This window comes from Oceanispirochaeta sp. M1 (assembly GCF_003346715.1).
GTDB lineage: Bacteria > Spirochaetota > Spirochaetia > DSM-2461 > DSM-2461 > Oceanispirochaeta.
Genome location: NZ_QQPQ01000001.1, coordinates 189,796 through 206,908 on the forward strand (window position 1 = coordinate 189,796; position 17,113 = coordinate 206,908).

General features: G+C 43.4%; 13 protein-coding genes and 1 CRISPR repeat array (1 of these 14 cut by a window edge). All 13 genes read left to right on the top strand.

Annotated elements, in window-relative coordinates; translation table 11 throughout:
- Positions 1-1,842, top strand: a complete 1,842-nt coding sequence (locus DV872_RS00785; RefSeq protein WP_114627921.1) for a hypothetical protein — start codon at positions 1-3, stop codon at positions 1,840-1,842.
- Position 1,843: 1 nt separating this feature from the next.
- Positions 1,844-3,286 (top strand): MFS transporter, encoded by a 1,443-nt coding sequence (locus DV872_RS00790; RefSeq protein WP_114627922.1) that lies wholly within the window; start codon positions 1,844-1,846, stop codon positions 3,284-3,286.
- 248 nt (positions 3,287-3,534) lie between these two features.
- On the top strand, positions 3,535-3,825 hold the full coding sequence (locus tag DV872_RS00795) for a hypothetical protein (RefSeq protein WP_114627923.1): 291 nt from the start codon (positions 3,535-3,537) through the stop codon (positions 3,823-3,825).
- 17 nt (positions 3,826-3,842) lie between these two features.
- The gene (glmS, locus tag DV872_RS00800; RefSeq protein WP_114627924.1) at positions 3,843-5,672 is read left to right on the top strand and encodes a glutamine--fructose-6-phosphate transaminase (isomerizing); all 1,830 of its coding nucleotides are present in this window, start codon (positions 3,843-3,845) and stop codon (positions 5,670-5,672) included.
- A gap of 257 nt (positions 5,673-5,929) precedes the next feature.
- On the top strand, positions 5,930-6,874 hold the full coding sequence (locus tag DV872_RS00805; RefSeq protein WP_114627925.1) for a YafY family protein: 945 nt from the start codon (positions 5,930-5,932) through the stop codon (positions 6,872-6,874).
- 154 nt (positions 6,875-7,028) lie between these two features.
- Positions 7,029-9,518 carry a CRISPR-associated helicase Cas3' gene (gene cas3, locus DV872_RS00810; RefSeq protein ID WP_158546769.1) on the top strand — a complete coding sequence of 830 codons (2,490 nt, stop codon included), beginning with the start codon at positions 7,029-7,031 and terminating at the stop codon, positions 9,516-9,518.
- A gap of 3 nt (positions 9,519-9,521) precedes the next feature.
- Complete coding sequence (gene casA, locus DV872_RS00815; protein WP_114627927.1) at positions 9,522-11,027, top strand: type I-E CRISPR-associated protein Cse1/CasA; 1,506 nt, start codon at positions 9,522-9,524, stop codon at positions 11,025-11,027.
- Positions 11,014-11,547, top strand: a complete 534-nt coding sequence (gene casB / locus DV872_RS00820; RefSeq protein WP_158546770.1) for a type I-E CRISPR-associated protein Cse2/CasB — start codon at positions 11,014-11,016, stop codon at positions 11,545-11,547. The genes casA and casB overlap by 14 nt, the downstream gene beginning before the upstream one ends.
- Entirely contained in the window at positions 11,544-12,131 is a 588-nt protein-coding gene (gene cas6e, locus DV872_RS00825) for a type I-E CRISPR-associated protein Cas6/Cse3/CasE (RefSeq protein WP_114627929.1), read from the top strand. The genes casB and cas6e overlap by 4 nt, the downstream gene beginning before the upstream one ends.
- Before the next feature lie 14 nt (positions 12,132-12,145).
- Positions 12,146-13,201, top strand: a complete 1,056-nt coding sequence (cas7e, locus tag DV872_RS00830) for a type I-E CRISPR-associated protein Cas7/Cse4/CasC (protein WP_114627930.1) — start codon at positions 12,146-12,148, stop codon at positions 13,199-13,201.
- Positions 13,194-13,880 carry a type I-E CRISPR-associated protein Cas5/CasD gene (gene cas5e, locus DV872_RS00835; RefSeq protein ID WP_114627931.1) on the top strand — a complete coding sequence of 229 codons (687 nt, stop codon included), beginning with the start codon at positions 13,194-13,196 and terminating at the stop codon, positions 13,878-13,880. The genes cas7e and cas5e overlap by 8 nt, the downstream gene beginning before the upstream one ends.
- Entirely contained in the window at positions 13,864-14,736 is an 873-nt protein-coding gene (cas1e, locus tag DV872_RS00840; RefSeq protein WP_255566852.1) for a type I-E CRISPR-associated endonuclease Cas1e, read from the top strand. The genes cas5e and cas1e overlap by 17 nt, the downstream gene beginning before the upstream one ends.
- Positions 14,736-15,023, top strand: coding sequence for a type I-E CRISPR-associated endoribonuclease Cas2e (gene cas2e / locus DV872_RS00845; RefSeq protein ID WP_114627932.1), 288 nt, complete (start codon positions 14,736-14,738; stop codon positions 15,021-15,023). The genes cas1e and cas2e overlap by 1 nt, the downstream gene beginning before the upstream one ends.
- A gap of 48 nt (positions 15,024-15,071) precedes the next feature.
- Positions 15,072-17,113: a CRISPR direct-repeat array (repeat unit 29 nt; unit sequence GTTTTCCCCGCTCAGGCGGGGGTGTTTCT) (it continues 3,845 nt past the right edge of the window).

The following is a 17,113-nucleotide window of genomic DNA, read 5'->3' on the forward strand; positions in this document are numbered from 1 at the left end:
ATGGACAGTGTAGAAGCTTCGAGACCCCCTAAGTGTATTCCTGAAATTGAGGCACTTGCCAGGGGAGAGAAAATTGATGAATCGGGGATACTTACACTTTGTGCCTATGTAGACAGCCGTGAGGACTGCGCTGATTTTAGAATGGCAACTCTCATACGAATCCTCTATCAGTTCCGGGATCTGCTCAGTGAAGAGACCCTTGCCGTAATGAAAAAGAGCTTTCTGGCATTTAAATACTGGATGGATGAGCCGGGAGATGACAGCATGTGTCTCTGGAGCGAGAATCATCAGATTCTGTTTGCCTCCTGTGAGTATCTGGCCGGTCAGTTCTATCCAGAGGAGATCTTCTCCAATAATGGTATGACTGGACTGGAGCGGGTGGAGCACTCCGGAGCGAGAGTCCTGAAATGGATGTCTGACCGTTGGGACTGGGGAATTATAGAGTGGCATTCCAATGTCTATTATGAGGAGGATCTCCCTGCACTGTGCAATCTGATAGATTTTACAGCTGATGAGGAAATTGTAAGGAAGACCACCCTGGTAATGGATCTCTTTCTTACTGATATTGCAATGCACAGCTGGAAGGGCTGTTTTAATGTCTCCAGCGGCCGTTGTTATGAACGTCAGAAAATGTCCCCCATGGGAGCCGACACTCTGCAGGTTACCGAGTCTATCTGGGGCTTTGGTAATATCAAAGAGTATGACTATTCAACCCTGTCTGCCCACTTTCTCCTAATGCAGAATTATGAGGTTCCTACGGTTATCAAGCAGATCGGACAGGACCACAGCCCGGCAGAGATCAGAACTTCCAACGGAATCAATCTGGCTGAGATGAAGAGTCTTGGTTTTGATATGAAGAGCAGAGATACTGTGATCTATCAATGGGCCATGGAAGCCTTTTCCAATCCTGAATCTGTAATGGGCACCATGACACTCTACAAAGATTGGAAGATGGAGAAGAACCGTTTTCTGAGGGGCCTTGATGTTCTGGCAAACCCGGTACTCAGAAAATCGGGAATCCTCCCCTTTATATCTAAAACCCTGAATCCCGTTTTTAACGGTGTTGCCATACAGCGGGCCAATACCTATACCTTCCGTACTGAGAATTATATGATGTCCACCGCCTGTGCCTATCATCCCGGTGATTATGGGGATCAGCACCATATCTGGACCGCCACCCTCAGCAAGGATATCAATGTTTTTACAACCCATCCTGCGGTGCTTTCATTCGGGGATGATGAGCTCTTAAGCCTCTCTCCCAACAACTGGGTAGGTAATGGACGTAATCCCCATTCTGTGCAATATAAGAATGTAGGTATGAGTCTCTATGAGCTTCCCAAAAAGAAGGGCTTTATGGAGAAACATCTTCATCATTTTACTCATGCCTGGTTCCCGTCTGATCTCTTTGATGAAGCTTTTCTTAAGGGACATCGCGCCCTGGGGCGTATTGGTAATACTTACTGCGCACTCATCGGAGCTTCAGATCTTAAAAGAGCTGATAATAATCCTTCAGAACTGATTCAGGAAGGGAGAAGTACCTGGTGGGTCTGTATCCTGGGCAGCAGTAATGAGGATGGGAGCTTTGATGAATTCAAGGCAAAAATTTCGGCAGTTAAACCTGAATACTACAATCAGAATCTGATTTTTAATTATGGAAATTCTGAATACGACCTGAAGTGGAAGGGCAGTTTCAGAATCGACGGCAAGGATCAGTCTCTAGATTTTCAGCGTCTGGAATCCCCCTGGGGAAAGGTACAGAGAAAACCGAAGAAGATCAAACTGGAATGTGGTGAGTCCAGTCTTAATCTGAATTTCAAGGAAATGACAAAAAAGGAATTTTAAAATGAGTATGAATGAAAAAGTATCCCGTAAAGAGAAGTATATCTTTGCATCGGGAGATCTTTATGGAGGCGGAGCCCAGTTAATCATCGGGTTCTACTATCTTATTTTTTTAACCGATGTGGTCCGAATCCGTCCAGCCCTGGCCGGTACTGTTATCCTGATCAGTAAGATCTGGGATGCAGTATCAGATCCCCTTATGGGTGTTATTACCGACAACACAAGGACAAAGTGGGGGAGGAGAAAGCCCTATTTTCTGATTGGATTTTTCGGAATCCTCATCTCCTTTTTCTTTCTCTGGTATCCCGTTGCTTTTGAGATGGAATCAGCCCGCTTTGTATATGTTCTGATCTCCTATCTGTTCTATTCGACCATACAGACTATTGTTATGGTCCCCTATTCAGCAATGTCCAGTGAGATCAGTAATGATTACAAAGAGAGAACTGTTATCAACGGTACCAGACTGTTCTTCTCCCAGTTTGCGAGCCTCCTCTGTGCGGTTCTGCCTCTGGAAGTCGTAAAGATGTTTCAGGATGAAAGGGCCGGTTATATGGCCATGGCGGCTACCTTTGCAATCTTTTTTGCAGTCCCCTTTATTCTCATCTTCTTCGTAGCCAAAGAGAGGGTTCCCGTACCCCATGAAAAAAGCAGGTTTGACCTTACGGCTCTGCTGAAGCCCTTTAAACTGAGAAGCTTCCGTATCCTTATTGCCATCTATCTTTTTGCCTTTCTGGCAATGGATATAATCTCAACAGTATTTGCCTACTTTATGAATTACTACCTGAACCGCCCTGATGAACTGAATTATGTTCTGGGTGCCATGCTGATTACTCAAATTGTCCTTGTTCCGGCAGTTATTAAGATTGCCACCGTGAAGGATAAGACCTTTGTTTTAAAATATTCTATTGTTTTATGGGCCATAGGAGCTGTCCTTTTAGGAATGATGAATACTGCCTGGCCCTCATGGAGTATCTATGTCATCGCAGTTATTATCGGCAGCGGGATAATCGGATGTGTGGTTATGCCCTGGACAATGTATCCTGATGTCACCGATGCGGGAGAGTTGGCTTTCGGTAAACGTATCTCAGGCTCCTTCAGCGGTATTATGACCTTCATGAGGAAATTTTCATCGGCTATCGGGATATTTATTGTCTCCCAGATTCTGGATATTTCCGGCTATATCAAACCTCAGGATATTTCAGAAAACGGAATCACAAAGAAAATTATGATGGAACAGCCTGAGACTCTGATTACAGCACTCAAGTTTATTGTCATTTTCTTTCCACTGTTTCTACTCGGTCTTGTTCTCTTCAATACTTTCCGCTATCCCCTGAATGCATCAATCCACAAGAGACTGCGCATACAGCTGGACTTTCAGCGTGGCGAAACTGATAAGGGACTGGACGAAGAGGAAGTTAAAGATATCAGAAAGAAACTGATTGGCTGATCTTTTTCAGGCTGCCCTCAGCGGCAGATATGGCTGAATCAGTTCTCTGAGCTGATTCAGCTGTCCTCCCCTTCTTAATAAAACATCAAGATATATTCTCAGAAAGCTTTTTACATATAAGGGAAATAAATATTACTGACTCTTTTTTTGGATTCATATTGATTTATATGTTAAACGTACCTGATATCGGGTAAAAATATACCCTGTTTGAGGGTTTAGCCCTTTTGTTTATAGAAAAATACCGATGTATGAAGTATATAAAGCTTATGGCAAAGATCAAAATAGATGAAAATTTCCGCAATCATCTCCTTTCCAGTTACCCCCTGGAGGAAGAGGTTCTCAATCACCTCCTGGATGATCTGGGAGATTATTTTTCGGATGATCTGCCATCTTTTATCAGCCGCAGGCATCAACAGATGCAGAAAGAAGGGCTGAAGAATACTGAAATTTATAAACGGATACAGAGTGATCTGACAGAACGGCGCTTCAGTGCAAAACCATTGAGCATCCGTCAGATCAGAAGAATCATCTATGGTTAACCTCAAGGAGTCATATAATGTGTGGAATAGTCGGATATTTAGGAAACAAGGAAGCTGTTCCTGTACTGCTGCGCGGACTGAAACAGCTGGAATACAGGGGTTATGACTCTTCGGGAATCGGTATACTTCACCGCAAGAAGATCAAAGTTGTAAAGGAGGAGGGTAAGCTCTCCCGCCTTGAAGCAAAAATCACTGAAAAATATTCCTCCACAATTGGAATCGGTCATACCCGCTGGGCCACACACGGTGGAGTTACCACAGAGAACGCCCACCCCCACAGCGGACCCGAAGGGAAGGTTGCGATCGTTCATAACGGAATCATCGACAATTTTGCCATTCTTAAAAAAGAGTTGCTTGCCAAAGGCAATATTTTTCACAGTGAGACTGACTCCGAAGTCGTAGCCCACCTGGTGGAGTCCTATCTGGAATACGGACCCGAGAAAGCCGTTTCAATGGCTCTGGACAGACTGGACGGAACCTACGGAATGCTTATCCTTTTCCAGGAACATCCGGATATGATCATCGGTGCCAGAAATGGATCTCCCCTGGTTGTCGGGGTCGGACAGAATGAAATGTTTCTGGCCTCCGATGCAATGGCTTTTGCTACATATACACAGCATGCTATTTTTATCGAAGACGGTGAAATGGTAGTTCTCAACAGCGATGAATATCGTGTTGTAAACCGTCAGAATATGCAGATAGACAAGAGTGTTGAACGGCTTGATCTGGATGTAGCGGGTATCGACAAGCAGGGATTTTCCCATTTTCTTTTAAAAGAGATCTTTGAACAGCCTGAATCGGTTTTCCGTGCCATGGGAAGGGGAGGGCGTCTTCTCCCCGATTATGGAACATCCCTTCTGGGTGGACTCAATATGGATAAACGCGATTTCTATGACATCAAAAAAATCCATATTCTTGCCATGGGTACAGCCATGTATGCCGGTGAACTGGGTAAATATATCATAGAAGATCTGGCACGTATTCCCGTTGAAGTTTCTGATGCCTCAGAGCTTTGCGGCATCAATCCCATTGTAGATAAAGACACAATCTTTGTGGCTATCAGCCAGTCCGGTGAAACAAGAGATACAATCGCCGCCGTTCAGGAGATTAAGCAGAAGGGGGGGCGTGTCCTCGGTATCCTTAATGCAGTCGGTTCTACACTGGCCCGCATGACAGATGGAGGTGCCTACATCCATGCTGGATCTGAAATCTCTGTGGCCAGTACCAAGGCCTTTACCAGTCAGGTTACTGTTCTGGCCCTTCTGGCTCTTATGATAGGACGGACCCGGGACATCTCTCTGGTTCGCGGTAAGGAGCTGGTGAATGAATTGATGGCTCTGCCCGATAAGATCAGAATCATTCTGGAGAAAGCAGAAGAGATCAAGGCAATGGCTGACGAACTTAAGGAGCATGACTCGGTTATGTATATGGGTAGAGGGATTAACTTCCCCGTTGCCATGGAAGCAGCCCTTAAGCTTAAAGAGGTCAGCTATATTCATGCCGAAGCCTACAGTGCAGGGTCACTCAAGCATGGCCCCCTTGCTCTTATCTCCGAGGATATCCCTTCCGTATTTATCTGTACAAAGGGTGATTATCAGGAAAAGACCATCAGTAATATTCAGGAAGTCCGTGCCCGTAACGGCAGGGTTCTTGTCATCTCGAATTATGAGGATGAGACTCTGAGAAGGGTTGCGGATAAACTCTTTGTGGTTCCCGACTCCGATCCCCTGCTGTCTCCTCTGCTGACCATTGTTCCCTGTCAGCTTCTGGGTTATTACACAGCCCTGGCTCTGGATCGGGACATTGATCAGCCCCGTAACCTGGCCAAGTCGGTGACTACGGACTAGGGTTAATTTCTCTTTTTTTAAAAGTCTGGCAAAACCCCGCCTAAAGGCGGGGCCGGGCTACTCCAGGCTCCGCTCCCGCTTCGGCCCCCAGTGGGGGCTGCCTCCGGCACCTTTCATATCCCTTTTTGTATTTAAATTAGTCAGTTAAAGAGGAATCTCGAATAAAATAAGGTGTATCTAATAAATGTGTTGATATCTGAATGAACTTATGCATACTAAAGATAATCCATTAGTTTATTAATGAAATAGGCATACCTTTGAGTCAAACCGAACGAGTTCTTTATCTACTAAATACTCTTAATAATGGAAAAACATTTCAGGTTCATAAAACAGCTGAGAAATTTGAAGTGACATCCAGAACGATCAAACGGGATATCGAATATCTCCGAGACAGATTGGATATCAATCTGCATTGTACATGTGGGGCTTCATCAGTATATTCAATTTCTGAAAAAGAACGCATTTCCCTGCAAAAGAAACAAGCCGATCAGAGCCTGCTCTTATTGTCATTGATAAAGAGCATCATGAATAATCATTTTCTTTTTCCCTTTGATAGTCATCAGATTCGTGACAGCCTGAACCTTCCTCTTTCTGACAATATCATGGAATTGACTGGTCATATAAGTTATGAGATGTCTGAAGAGAAGGTCATTGATCCGAATCTTTTCCATGATCTGATGGAGTCGATTAATGAATCTCATCAGATTCGAATCAAATATAGGAATTTGAAAGGTCTGACCCAAACACGAATGATTGAGCCTTCTCATCTGCGCAATAGTGATGGACAGTGGTATCTTTTTGCCTGGTGCCATTTTAGAGAAGAACTCAGGGTTTTTCATGTCTCCAGAATCATCAGATGGTCTTGTACCGATATGTCCTTTGAGAAAGAGATGAAGAGTGATGAACTGGCCATTTCTTTGAATAGCAGTTTTGGCATAATGTTAAACAAAAAGAATTGTCAGACAGTATTTCTCCGGTTTACAGGGAAGGCAATCAGTCTTGTCAAAGGGAAAATCTGGCATGAGGAGCAGTCTGTCGAAGTCACAGAAGAGAAGGTTGATATCTCATTTCCAGTGGAATCTTATGAGGAAATACTCAGAGTTGTGTTGTCATATCATGTTGAAGCAGAGGTCCTTGGCCCACCTGAGTTCAGAAAGATCTGGCAATATAAAATTCAGGAAATGGCAGGAAAATTCATCTAGGGACACTATATGTCCCTAATGGAACAGTATGATAAGAATCATGATTTATAAATTTTGAGAGGATGGAATGAGATTAGCTGGAAAAGTAAAGTTAAATGACAAACTCGTTAAGCAAAATATCTCGATTTCATTAGCTGATTGTTTCGCTAAGACTATGACTGATTCACAAGGTAAAAATATACCCGGAGTAGATGTTGCTACACACTGTAAAATTGCAGGGCTGGTCGCCTGTGAATTATTAAGTCGTTATCCAGTTGAGTTAAAAGATAGACTCTTTTCAGAAGGTTCGGAACTTGTCGTTGCTCTGCATGATATTGGTAAAATCAATCCGATGTTTCAGGAAAAAATTAGAAGAAATATGGGTTGTAAAAGAAATTCACATCCGGATCTAATCAATATTGATCCAGATTTAGAAAAAAATTCAAGCTGGCATTGGGGTATCAGTCAAGCCGCTCTATATGGGCTTGGAAGGTTTATACCTGAGATTGCAGGTCGTCATCATGGAGTCAGCCCAGAGAAGGTACCTCTGCCTGATGATCAAATAACAGGTGGCCCCCCCTGGCAGAATCTTAGAAATGAGTTGATTAGCTTTGAAATGGACATTTTTGGTAAAAAATGGCCTGTCATAAAAAATGATCTATCAGCAGCGCTTCTTTCAGGTCTGACTACTGTTTCCGACTGGATTGCATCAGGCTCTATATTTGATAATCCTGATTTCGCTGACAGCAAATTAACAGAACAAGTCAAAATGGCTGTGAATTATGCAGGATTTATTAAGCCAAAAATAAAAAAAGGATTATCCTTTACCGATGTCTTTTCCTTTTCACCTAGACCGCTTCAAACGTCTCTTATCAAAATTGTGAAGACTCCTGGTGTATATGTATTAGAAGCTCAAATGGGACAGGGAAAAACTGAAGCTGCATTGTTTGCTGCGTACAACATGATGGAGAAAGGACAGGGAACGGGTATTTATTTTGCTCTACCGACACAACTCACATCAGAAAAAATTCATGATCGAGTGGATTCTTTCTTAAATAAAATTCTTGAAAAGCAAGATAGACATAACACATTACTCCTACATGGAAATGCCTGGCTTTGTGAAACAGATATGGGTGAAGATGCAAAGCCTGGTTATTCCTGGTATCAATCCAGGAAGAGGGGAATCCTGGCGCCCTTTGCAGTCGGTACTATTGATCAGGCCTTGATGGCAGTGATGAATGTTAAGCATGGTTTTGTACGGACATTCGGGTTGGCAGGAAAAATTGTAATTTTGGATGAAGTCCATACTTATGATGCCTATACCGGAACGATTATGGATCATTTAATAAACTCACTGGTGGAGTTGGATTGCACTGTCATCATTTTGAGTGCCACATTGACAAGTTCTCGGAAGTTGAAATTATTTAATAAAAATGACGAGCACCCCATTGTCGATGAATCCTACCCACAGATTACCGCTGTTACAAAAAATGGTGATTTCCTAAAGGTCAATCCAGGCTCGGAGGAGAGGGATTTTGTAAAAATAGAACTTCTTTCTGAGGATAAGAACGCCTATTTCCTTACCAGGGAGCGAGCCATCAGAGGTGAATATATTCTCTGGATTGAGAACTCCGTTGACGAAGCGCAGAACGTATATAAAAAATTAGCTCCCTGGGCTCATGAAAATAACATAAAGATTGGCCTGATGCATTCGCGGTTCTCAAGGATGGAGCGAAAAAAACTTGATGATCAGTGGGTCGAAATATTTGGAAAACCGGGCAGGATTGATTCTGATGGTATCGGGAAAATCCTTATAGGGACACAAGTTTTGGAACAGTCTCTTGATATTGATGCGGATATGTTGATTACCCGCCTGGCACCGACGGATATGATTTTGCAGAGAATCGGGCGCCTCTGGCGTCACAGAGATGTGGATGCTTTTCGTGGCGATGAATCAAAACGAGAGGCCTATATCTTATCCCCCTTGAGGTCTGAAATTGATGATGATCCTATAACAGCTTTCGCTATCAGTTCTTATATTTACTCCCCCTATGTGCTTGCAAGAAGTTTCGAAGTTTGGAGTCAGGAGGTCAAAATCTGTCTTCCCGATGATATGCGACATCTGATAGAAGAAACATATGCCCCCCGTCAGGATGTCGGTAAATTGGAAGCTGTAAAAAAAGAATTGATCAAGGAGAAAGAGAAACTGCAGCGTTTTGCCTTTCTCGGAATGGCGAAAGCCGGTATTACCCGATCGGATCTGAGAGCAGCAACCCGGTATTCGGAGATTCAAACCTGTGATGTTCTTCTATTAGATGAGAGGAGTGATCTGGTTACGGGGAATATCACCTTTTATGACGGTGAAGAAATCGTCCTGAAGCATAAAAATAATCTCACATTATCTGATAGAAAAAACATATCAGCCATTCTTGCAAATAGAATTATATCAGTGCCCGAATATAAGGCACCCGTACCTTCAAATACAAGGGACCTCTCCTGGCTATCTCCTTATCTATATGTGGGTGATGGTAATGAATCTCCTATTCGAATAGCTATATTGGAAAAAAGTGGAACCATAGCGGGCTTTAAGGGAAACAGCAGCAATGAAAAATATAATTTGTCCTATTCAAAATCGCTGGGGTATACAGCCATAAAAAAGGAATAAGAAATGATTGAAAATCGGTACAACCTGGTAGAAGAAAAGTGGATTCCTGTTGCTCATACAGGGATGGTCAGTCTAAAACAAATTTTCTCTGATCTAACACTGGCTACACTGGGTGGGAATCCAATTCAGAAGATTTCCATAATGAAACTTCTGCTGGCAATTACTCAGGCAGCAGTCACTCCCGAGGATGATGATGAATGGAAGCGCTTGGGAGTCGACGGACTCGTTAAGGCCTGTGTGGAGTATCTTGAGAATAATAAAAATTACTTCTGGCTATATGGTGAAAACCCATTTCTACAGATTCCCGCCATTATTAAGGCCGAAATACAAACATCAGGAGCTCTTGTTCCTGAAATTTCTACTGGTAATACAACGGTACTCTTTAAAAGCCAAATAGAGCGATCCCTGGATGATGCCGGTATTGCATTATTGGTTCTTCAGGTAAACAGCTTTGCCTTCTCAGGAAAAAAATCAGATAACTCTGTTGTTCTTACCCCGGGATATATGGGGAAGACAAAAGAAAATGGAAAAAAAACATCAGGAAAATCAGGCCCCTCGCTAGGATATATGGGATATCAGCACTCTTTCTATAGTGGCAATAATATTCCGGAAACAATATTCATGAATCTTTTCACTCATCAGGACATTTCATCCATGGGAATGTTTCCTGATGGATTGGGAGATCCCCCCTGGGGAAATCCACCAGCAGGGGAAGATGATCTCGTCTCTCAGAAACTAAAGAAATCCTATTTCGGTAGATTAATACCCTATTCCCGTTTTGTTTTAATAGCTGATGAAGGAATCCATTATTCTGAGGGCATCGCTCACGATCGTCACAATGAAGGAGTGTGGGATCCATCAGTAACAGTAAAACCAGATGATAAAACCCCTAAGGCCATTTGGGTCTCCCATGAAAAAAAATCATGGAGGAGTATTCCCTCATTATTATCATTCATGCAAAAAGAGGAAGATTTTCTCTGTTATCAATTGAAGCTTGCCTATCAGAGGATCAAAACTACATTCGATGATATCGGAATCTGGACTGGGGGTATCATGGTTAGCAGTAATGCCGGGGAGCAATACTGTTCCGGAACAGATGATTATAGTGACTCTTCATTCAGTCTGAATTCAGAGATACTGGGAGAACCCTGGTATTTCAGATTGAGAAATGAGATGCAGGAACTGAATAGATTAGATAAGGCTATTTATTCCTGCATGAACAGTTACCATAAAGAATTGAAGGTAAAGAACGAAAATCTGATCAAAAAAGCCAAATATGACTATTGGTCCCGTTGTGAAAGAAACTTTCAGGACTTATTAGATTTCTGTGAAGATCGTGAACAACTTCTGGTCTTAAGAAAGAAATTTGCATCCTATGTGTATCAATCATATGACAAATATTGCCCCTCTGTTACGGCCAGGCAAATGGCCGCATGGGCAAAATGTAAACCAAAATTAAGTAAATATCTGAGTGAATTGAAGGAGGATGGTGAGGATGTTGCAGGATAATAAGATTAAAAAGAGTGATGCTTTTGTCGGTTATGTGTTAGAGACGATCCAGAATCAGAAGAATAAATCTTTTGGTGCAAAATTGAAAAAGGCTGATAATGAAAATACAGAATACCAAAGCTGGGAAATTCTAAGCCGGTGGGTTGATCTTGAAAATGATAGAGAAAGAAAATCTTATGCCTTGATAGCTGCTTCTTTGGCAAAACATAAGTCAGGAAAGGATGGCCCTTTAGGCTTGGGTCGTGCCCTGGCCATCGCTTTTGATGTTCGTAATGGCCCTTCTGATGATGAGCGAGGTCCGGGACATAGCAGATTAAGAAGACTCTTGACTTGCAAAGATAGTCAGGAGCTGATTCTAGTATTAAGGTCCAATCTCAGACTGCTTCAATCAAGAGAAACCCCATTTTCACATGCCAGATTACTGGATGAAATTCTCAGCTTCGACATTGACTGGAAGAGGGACAAAATCCGTGCCTCCTGGGCTCAGGAGTTCTATGGCAGTAAGGGAGCCGAGAAATGATTGCATCAATACTAAAATTATCTCCCGGGGATATTAAAACTCTTAAAATCAAAGATGCATACAGTATTCATAGAGTTGTTTATACCCTGTTTCCTGGTGATTCCAGAACCTTTTTATACTTGGATGCGGGAGGGAACTTTCAATACAGAAAAATTCTTATCCTATCAAGGAATGCCCCGAAAATTCCTGAATGTGGTGAGCTCGAATCGAAGTCTGTTCCCGAAGATTTTTTAAATAACTCCAAATATGCTTTTTCTGTAAGACTTAATCCGGTTTTTAGAAAAACAGGTTCAAAAAAAATGATACCTGTGAGAGGGGAGACTGAACTGAAAAAATGGTTTTTATCTCGACAGGATGTTTGGGGATTTAGAACTCAAACAGATCATCTGGCAGTCAGTGAGACTGGATTGCAGGATTTTCGAAAGGGCGAACACACTGTTGTTCATAATCAGGCCACTTTTATGGGAACTCTGGAAGTGACAGACAGGAGTGTATTCAATCACTCTTTTGAGATGGGAATCGGGAGAGCTAAGGCTTTTGGTTTTGGATTATTGCAATTAAGACCTTTAACAGAAATTAAATAAAGAGGAGAGAGAATATGGAAAAGAGTAATTATAGAGGATTAAAAGTTGAATTTCACATTTTGCAGAGCTTTCCGGTAACCTGCCTGAATAGGGATGATGTCGGCTCTCCAAAAACAGCAGTTGTCGGTGGTGTCACACGAGCTCGAGTCAGTAGCCAATCCTGGAAAAGACAGATCCGTCTCAGTATGAAAGATTTTGGTATCAACATTGCTACCCGCACTAAACACATAGCCCAGAAAATTGAAAAAGAGTGCCTTCTTCTTGGAGCAACAGAGGAGCAGGCTAAGGTATGCAGTGAAATAATATCAAATGCTTTAAGCAAAGATACACTCCATTTTTTCAGTGATACAGAGAGTAAAGCTTTAGCTCTGTTAGCAAAAGATAAAGAATATACTCTGACTGAAAAAGACAAAGATATCATTAAAACCCATAAAAAAGCATTTAATCCGGGGCTGGATGGATTGGATATTGCCTTATTTGGACGAATGGTTGCTCAGGCCGCAGAATTAAACGTGGAGGCGGCAGCCTCTTTTTCTCATGCTATCTCTACTCATAAGGTCAGCAATGAAGTGGAATTCTTTACCGCCCTGGATGATTATCCCATCAGTGAGGAGCTTGAAACCGGTTCTTCTCATATGGGAAGTCTGGAGTTTAATTCTGCCACATACTATCGTTATATCGGTCTTGATTTAGGCCAGTTAGTAGATACTTTAGGAGATGATGAGGAACTTGAAAAGGCATTGACAGCTTTCATAAAAGCCCTGTATGTCGCTGTCCCCGGTGCCCGTCAGACCACTCAGGCGGGCTATAACCCATGGGATTATGCCAGAGTTAATATTCGAAGAGGACAGGGAATCCAGGCTTCCTTTGATAAGCCTGTAAGGTCATCGGGTAAAGGTTACCTGGAGCCCAGTATCGAAGCGCTAAATGATTATCTGGATAAAAAGGAGAAATTATCAGGGTCCCTTTTCAATAAAATCAATGGCTTTGCTTGGGGGCAGGATGATAATTTTAGTATAGATCATCTCATTAAAAGGATAGTGGAAGCAGTGAAGGGATCATATGAGTAAATACATCTTATTATGGCTTGAAGGTCCCTTGCAGTCCTGGGGGTATGATTCCCAGTTCGGAATGAGGGATACCTTGGCATTTCCAACAAAATCAGGAGTTTTTGGAATAATTCTTGCGGCTCTCGGAGCAAAAGGACCTCAGATTGATCTCCTACAGGTATTATCAGAATATCCACAATCGGTCATTTCCTATAAAAAAAGAGAGGATAAAGAATCCTTTCTTATGGATTTTCAGATGGTTGGCAGTGGGTACAATGATAAAGATATTTGGGAGAAAAACTTTATTCCTAAAACAAATGATGGTAAAAAAGCTATTGGCGGTGGGACTAAGATGACATACCGGAACTATCTCCAGGATGCCGTTTTTGCTGTGATCCAGGAGCTTCCAGACTCCCTGGCAATTGATATAGCTGCTGCTCTTCAGGCTCCTGTCTTTAACCTTTCCCTGGGACGAAAGAATTGTATACCCTCTGAATTTATTTTCCAGGGTATATTCTCAGAAAAAGATGAGTCCGAAAATTCTGCTCAAAAATTATCTGAAGAAAAAGGGTTGATAAAAGATTTTTATGTATTGGATGGTGAATATCCCGGTGACTTGATCACTCTAAATGATGTCCCACTCCAATTTGGAGAGATGAAAAAATACCGGGATAGACGGGTTAGTGTCATTGAATGTTGAGACCCCGAAAAAGAACAGATTATTCATAAAAATCCAAAGGAACAATCTCCCTCAAGTCAAAGATAGATATCCTTATATTTATCTTGAAAGGGGAAGGTTGGAAATTGATGATAGCAGTGTTAAGTGGATTGACTGTGAGGGCAATCTTGTACGAATACCATCTGCATCATTAAATGCTATCCTCCTTGGTCCGGGAACCAGTATCACCCATGAGGCTGTAAAGGTCTTAGCCGCTTCAAAATGTATGGTCTGCTGGGTGGGGGAGGATAGTATGCTTTTCTATGCAGTCGGACAATGTCCTACATCCAATACCAGGAACATGAGAGTTCAAATGGAAAAGGCTTCTTCTCCCAAGAAAAGACTTGAAGTTGCCAGGAGAATGTTTTTAACTCGATTCCCCGGGGAAGATATTAGTCGGAAATCCTTACAAGAACTTATGGGCATGGAAGGAAGACGAGTTAAACAGCTGTATGAGCAAAAAGCAGAGGAATATGGTGTCGGCTGGAAAGGCCGTTCTTTTATTCCCGGTAAGTTTCAACTATCAGATATTACCAATCAGATTCTCAGCTCTGCCAATGCCGCATTGTATGGAATCTTGACTTCTGCCATATACAGTATGGGATTTTCCCCACATATAGGGTTTGTTCATTCAGGCAGCCCTCTACCCTTCATTTATGATATGGCAGATCTATACAAGGAACATCTATGTATTGATCTTTCTTTTTCTTTAACACTGGAAATGGCTGGTCAATATAATAAATATCTTGTTGCTGAAAAATTCAGACAAAGAGTTTTAGATATGAAAATATTGGATATTATAGGTAATGATGTAAAACGAATGTTGGATATGAAATAGTGGTTGTCGTAATAGCTAATGATTTACCACCGGCGGTTCGTGGTAGGATGAAACTCTGGTTTATTGAACCACGGGCAAATGTCTTTGTTTCAGGTATTAAAGATAATATTGCTGATGGTGTTATCAATTATTTGATCAATAGTTGTCCAGTTACATCCGGGTTGTTAGTCTTTCAAAAAGTAAATTATCCTCCCTATTATAAAATTTGGGGTATTGGCGACACAAAAAGAAAAATTGCCAGTATTGATGGGCTTCAACTAATTTTTGAAAAATTTCAGGATATCTAAATACACCGTATGTGGTGTATCTCTAACAAACCCTTACTATATATTGGTGTTTTCCCCGCTCAGGCGGGGGTGTTTCTTAGCTGAAGCGGATAAGAAAGCGCGAGAAGAGGTTTTCCCCGCTCAGGCGGGGGTGTTTCCTCCTGGTGATCGGTGTTCTCGGTATAGCAGTGGTTTTCCCCGCTCAGGCGGGGGTGTTTCTGACTGGGTACGATGAATACTACATGGAAGAGTGTTTTCCCCGCTCAGGCGGGGGTGTTTCTAACACTGGCAAGGACCAAAGAGCTGTTAGGCAGTTTTCCCCGCTCAGGCGGGGGTGTTTCTGCTTTCTGATGGTGGGACTTTAGACGGGTACTGTTTTCCCCGCTCAGGCGGGGGTGTTTCTATCGGTATATAAATCCATCTGCTGATGAGGAGGTTTTCCCCGCTCAGGCGGGGGTGTTTCTGTACTTACACGGCAGAACTCAAGAGAGATGGAGTTTTCCCCGCTCAGGCGGGGGTGTTTCTGAGGTGATTGATAGTACAGTCTTTTGGACATCGTTTTCCCCGCTCAGGCGGGGGTGTTTCTCCGGTCTCTTTCCCCTCTTCATCTATTGTGGTGTTTTCCCCGCTCAGGCGGGGGTGTTTCTATTTATACATTCATCCTGCCTGTCTATGTCGAGTTTTCCCCGCTCAGGCGGGGGTGTTTCTAATAGCTTTGCATCTGACAGTTCATGGTGGTGGTTTTCCCCGCTCAGGCGGGGGTGTTTCTGCTCCAGTCGTACCCTTTATGCGATATTTCCCGTTTTCCCCGCTCAGGCGGGGGTGTTTCTAAGGTTGCTCCTCCTGAAATGGAACTGCTACGGTTTTCCCCGCTCAGGCGGGGGTGTTTCTTATGTGGAAGAGCAAGAGAGCATCAGGAGGGCGTTTTCCCCGCTCAGGCGGGGGTGTTTCCTATGTATATTACGATTACCTCCCCGGTCGGAGGTTTTCCCCGCTCAGGCGGGGGTGTTTCTCATCTTCATTACTCCCCTCCCTTATCATGGATGTTTTCCCCGCTCAGGCGGGGGTGTTTCTGTACAGTTAGGAAAGAAAACCCTTGTGAAGGCGTTTTCCCCGCTCAGGCGGGGGTGTTTCCCGGTGCAACATTGTCTTTAGGGTATAGCGATAGTTTTCCCCGCTCAGGCGGGGGTGTTTCTGGTTAAATCTAAACTGGTACAGGAATGCGCACGTTTTCCCCGCTCAGGCGGGGGTGTTTCTCAGAAAAGTAACTGTTTATATTCATACAAAGGGTTTTCCCCGCTCAGGCGGGGGTGTTTCATCAGTGCTGTATCAAAGATTCTTCATTCAGAGGTTTTCCCCGCTCAGGCGGGGGTGTTTCCCAGTTGCTTAATCATTTCACTATCACTTCGAAGTTTTCCCCGCTCAGGCGGGGGTGTTTCTACAGAGAGAGGTGAGATAGTCTGCCGGTTAACGTTTTCCCCGCTCAGGCGGGGGTGTTTCTCAGTTGGTCCCGGTAGTGTCTACATACATATGGTTTTCCCCGCTCAGGCGGGGGTGTTTCCAACCTTGCCCCCGAGAAGTACAGGAATCAGCCGTTTTCCCCGCTCAGGCGGGGGTGTTTCTACGGTAAGTTCCCTATAGGTTCAAAAGCCTATGTTTTCCCCGCTCAGGCGGGGGTGTTTCTAAACTTGATGCCCTCCGAAGAGGGCTGATTGATGTTTTCCCCGCTCAGGCGGGGGTGTTTCTCTGCTCAAAGCTTGAAAGATTCCAGGTAGTAGGTTTTCCCCGCTCAGGCGGGGGTGTTTCCAGAGATCATACCAGTGCAACCACATCCCCACTGTTTTCCCCGCTCAGGCGGGGGTGTTTCTGCCTTATACAGGGGGAGTCATACGAAATCTGGGTTTTCCCCGCTCAGGCGGGGGTGTTTCTCAATTGATACCGGAGATGATCAAAACAGAGAAGTTTTCCCCGCTCAGGCGGGGGTGTTTCTATATTCAGAGCTTGCAAATTCATTAGGCGTTTGTTTTCCCCGCTCAGGCGGGGGTGTTTCCGACATAATAGAATCAATCCTATGTGAGCTTGCGTTTTCCCCGCTCAGGCGGGGGTGTTTC

Excerpts from the sequence above, each read along its gene's own strand:
- DV872_RS00795 (WP_114627923.1), top strand. The coding sequence starts at position 3,535 with ATGAAGTATATAAAGCTTATGGCAAAGATCAAAATAGATGAAAATTTC.
- casA (WP_114627927.1), top strand. The coding sequence starts at position 9,522 with ATGATTGAAAATCGGTACAACCTGGTAGAAGAAAAGTGGATTCCTGTT.
- cas6e (WP_114627929.1), top strand. The coding sequence starts at position 11,544 with ATGATTGCATCAATACTAAAATTATCTCCCGGGGATATTAAAACTCTT.
- DV872_RS00785 (WP_114627921.1), top strand. The coding sequence starts at position 1 with ATGGACAGTGTAGAAGCTTCGAGACCCCCTAAGTGTATTCCTGAAATT.
- cas5e (WP_114627931.1), top strand. The coding sequence starts at position 13,194 with ATGAGTAAATACATCTTATTATGGCTTGAAGGTCCCTTGCAGTCCTGG.
- glmS (WP_114627924.1), top strand. The coding sequence starts at position 3,843 with ATGTGTGGAATAGTCGGATATTTAGGAAACAAGGAAGCTGTTCCTGTA.
- casB (WP_158546770.1), top strand. The coding sequence starts at position 11,014 with ATGTTGCAGGATAATAAGATTAAAAAGAGTGATGCTTTTGTCGGTTAT.
- cas7e (WP_114627930.1), top strand. The coding sequence starts at position 12,146 with ATGGAAAAGAGTAATTATAGAGGATTAAAAGTTGAATTTCACATTTTG.
- DV872_RS00790 (WP_114627922.1), top strand. The coding sequence starts at position 1,844 with ATGAGTATGAATGAAAAAGTATCCCGTAAAGAGAAGTATATCTTTGCA.
- cas3 (WP_158546769.1), top strand. The coding sequence starts at position 7,029 with ATGACTGATTCACAAGGTAAAAATATACCCGGAGTAGATGTTGCTACA.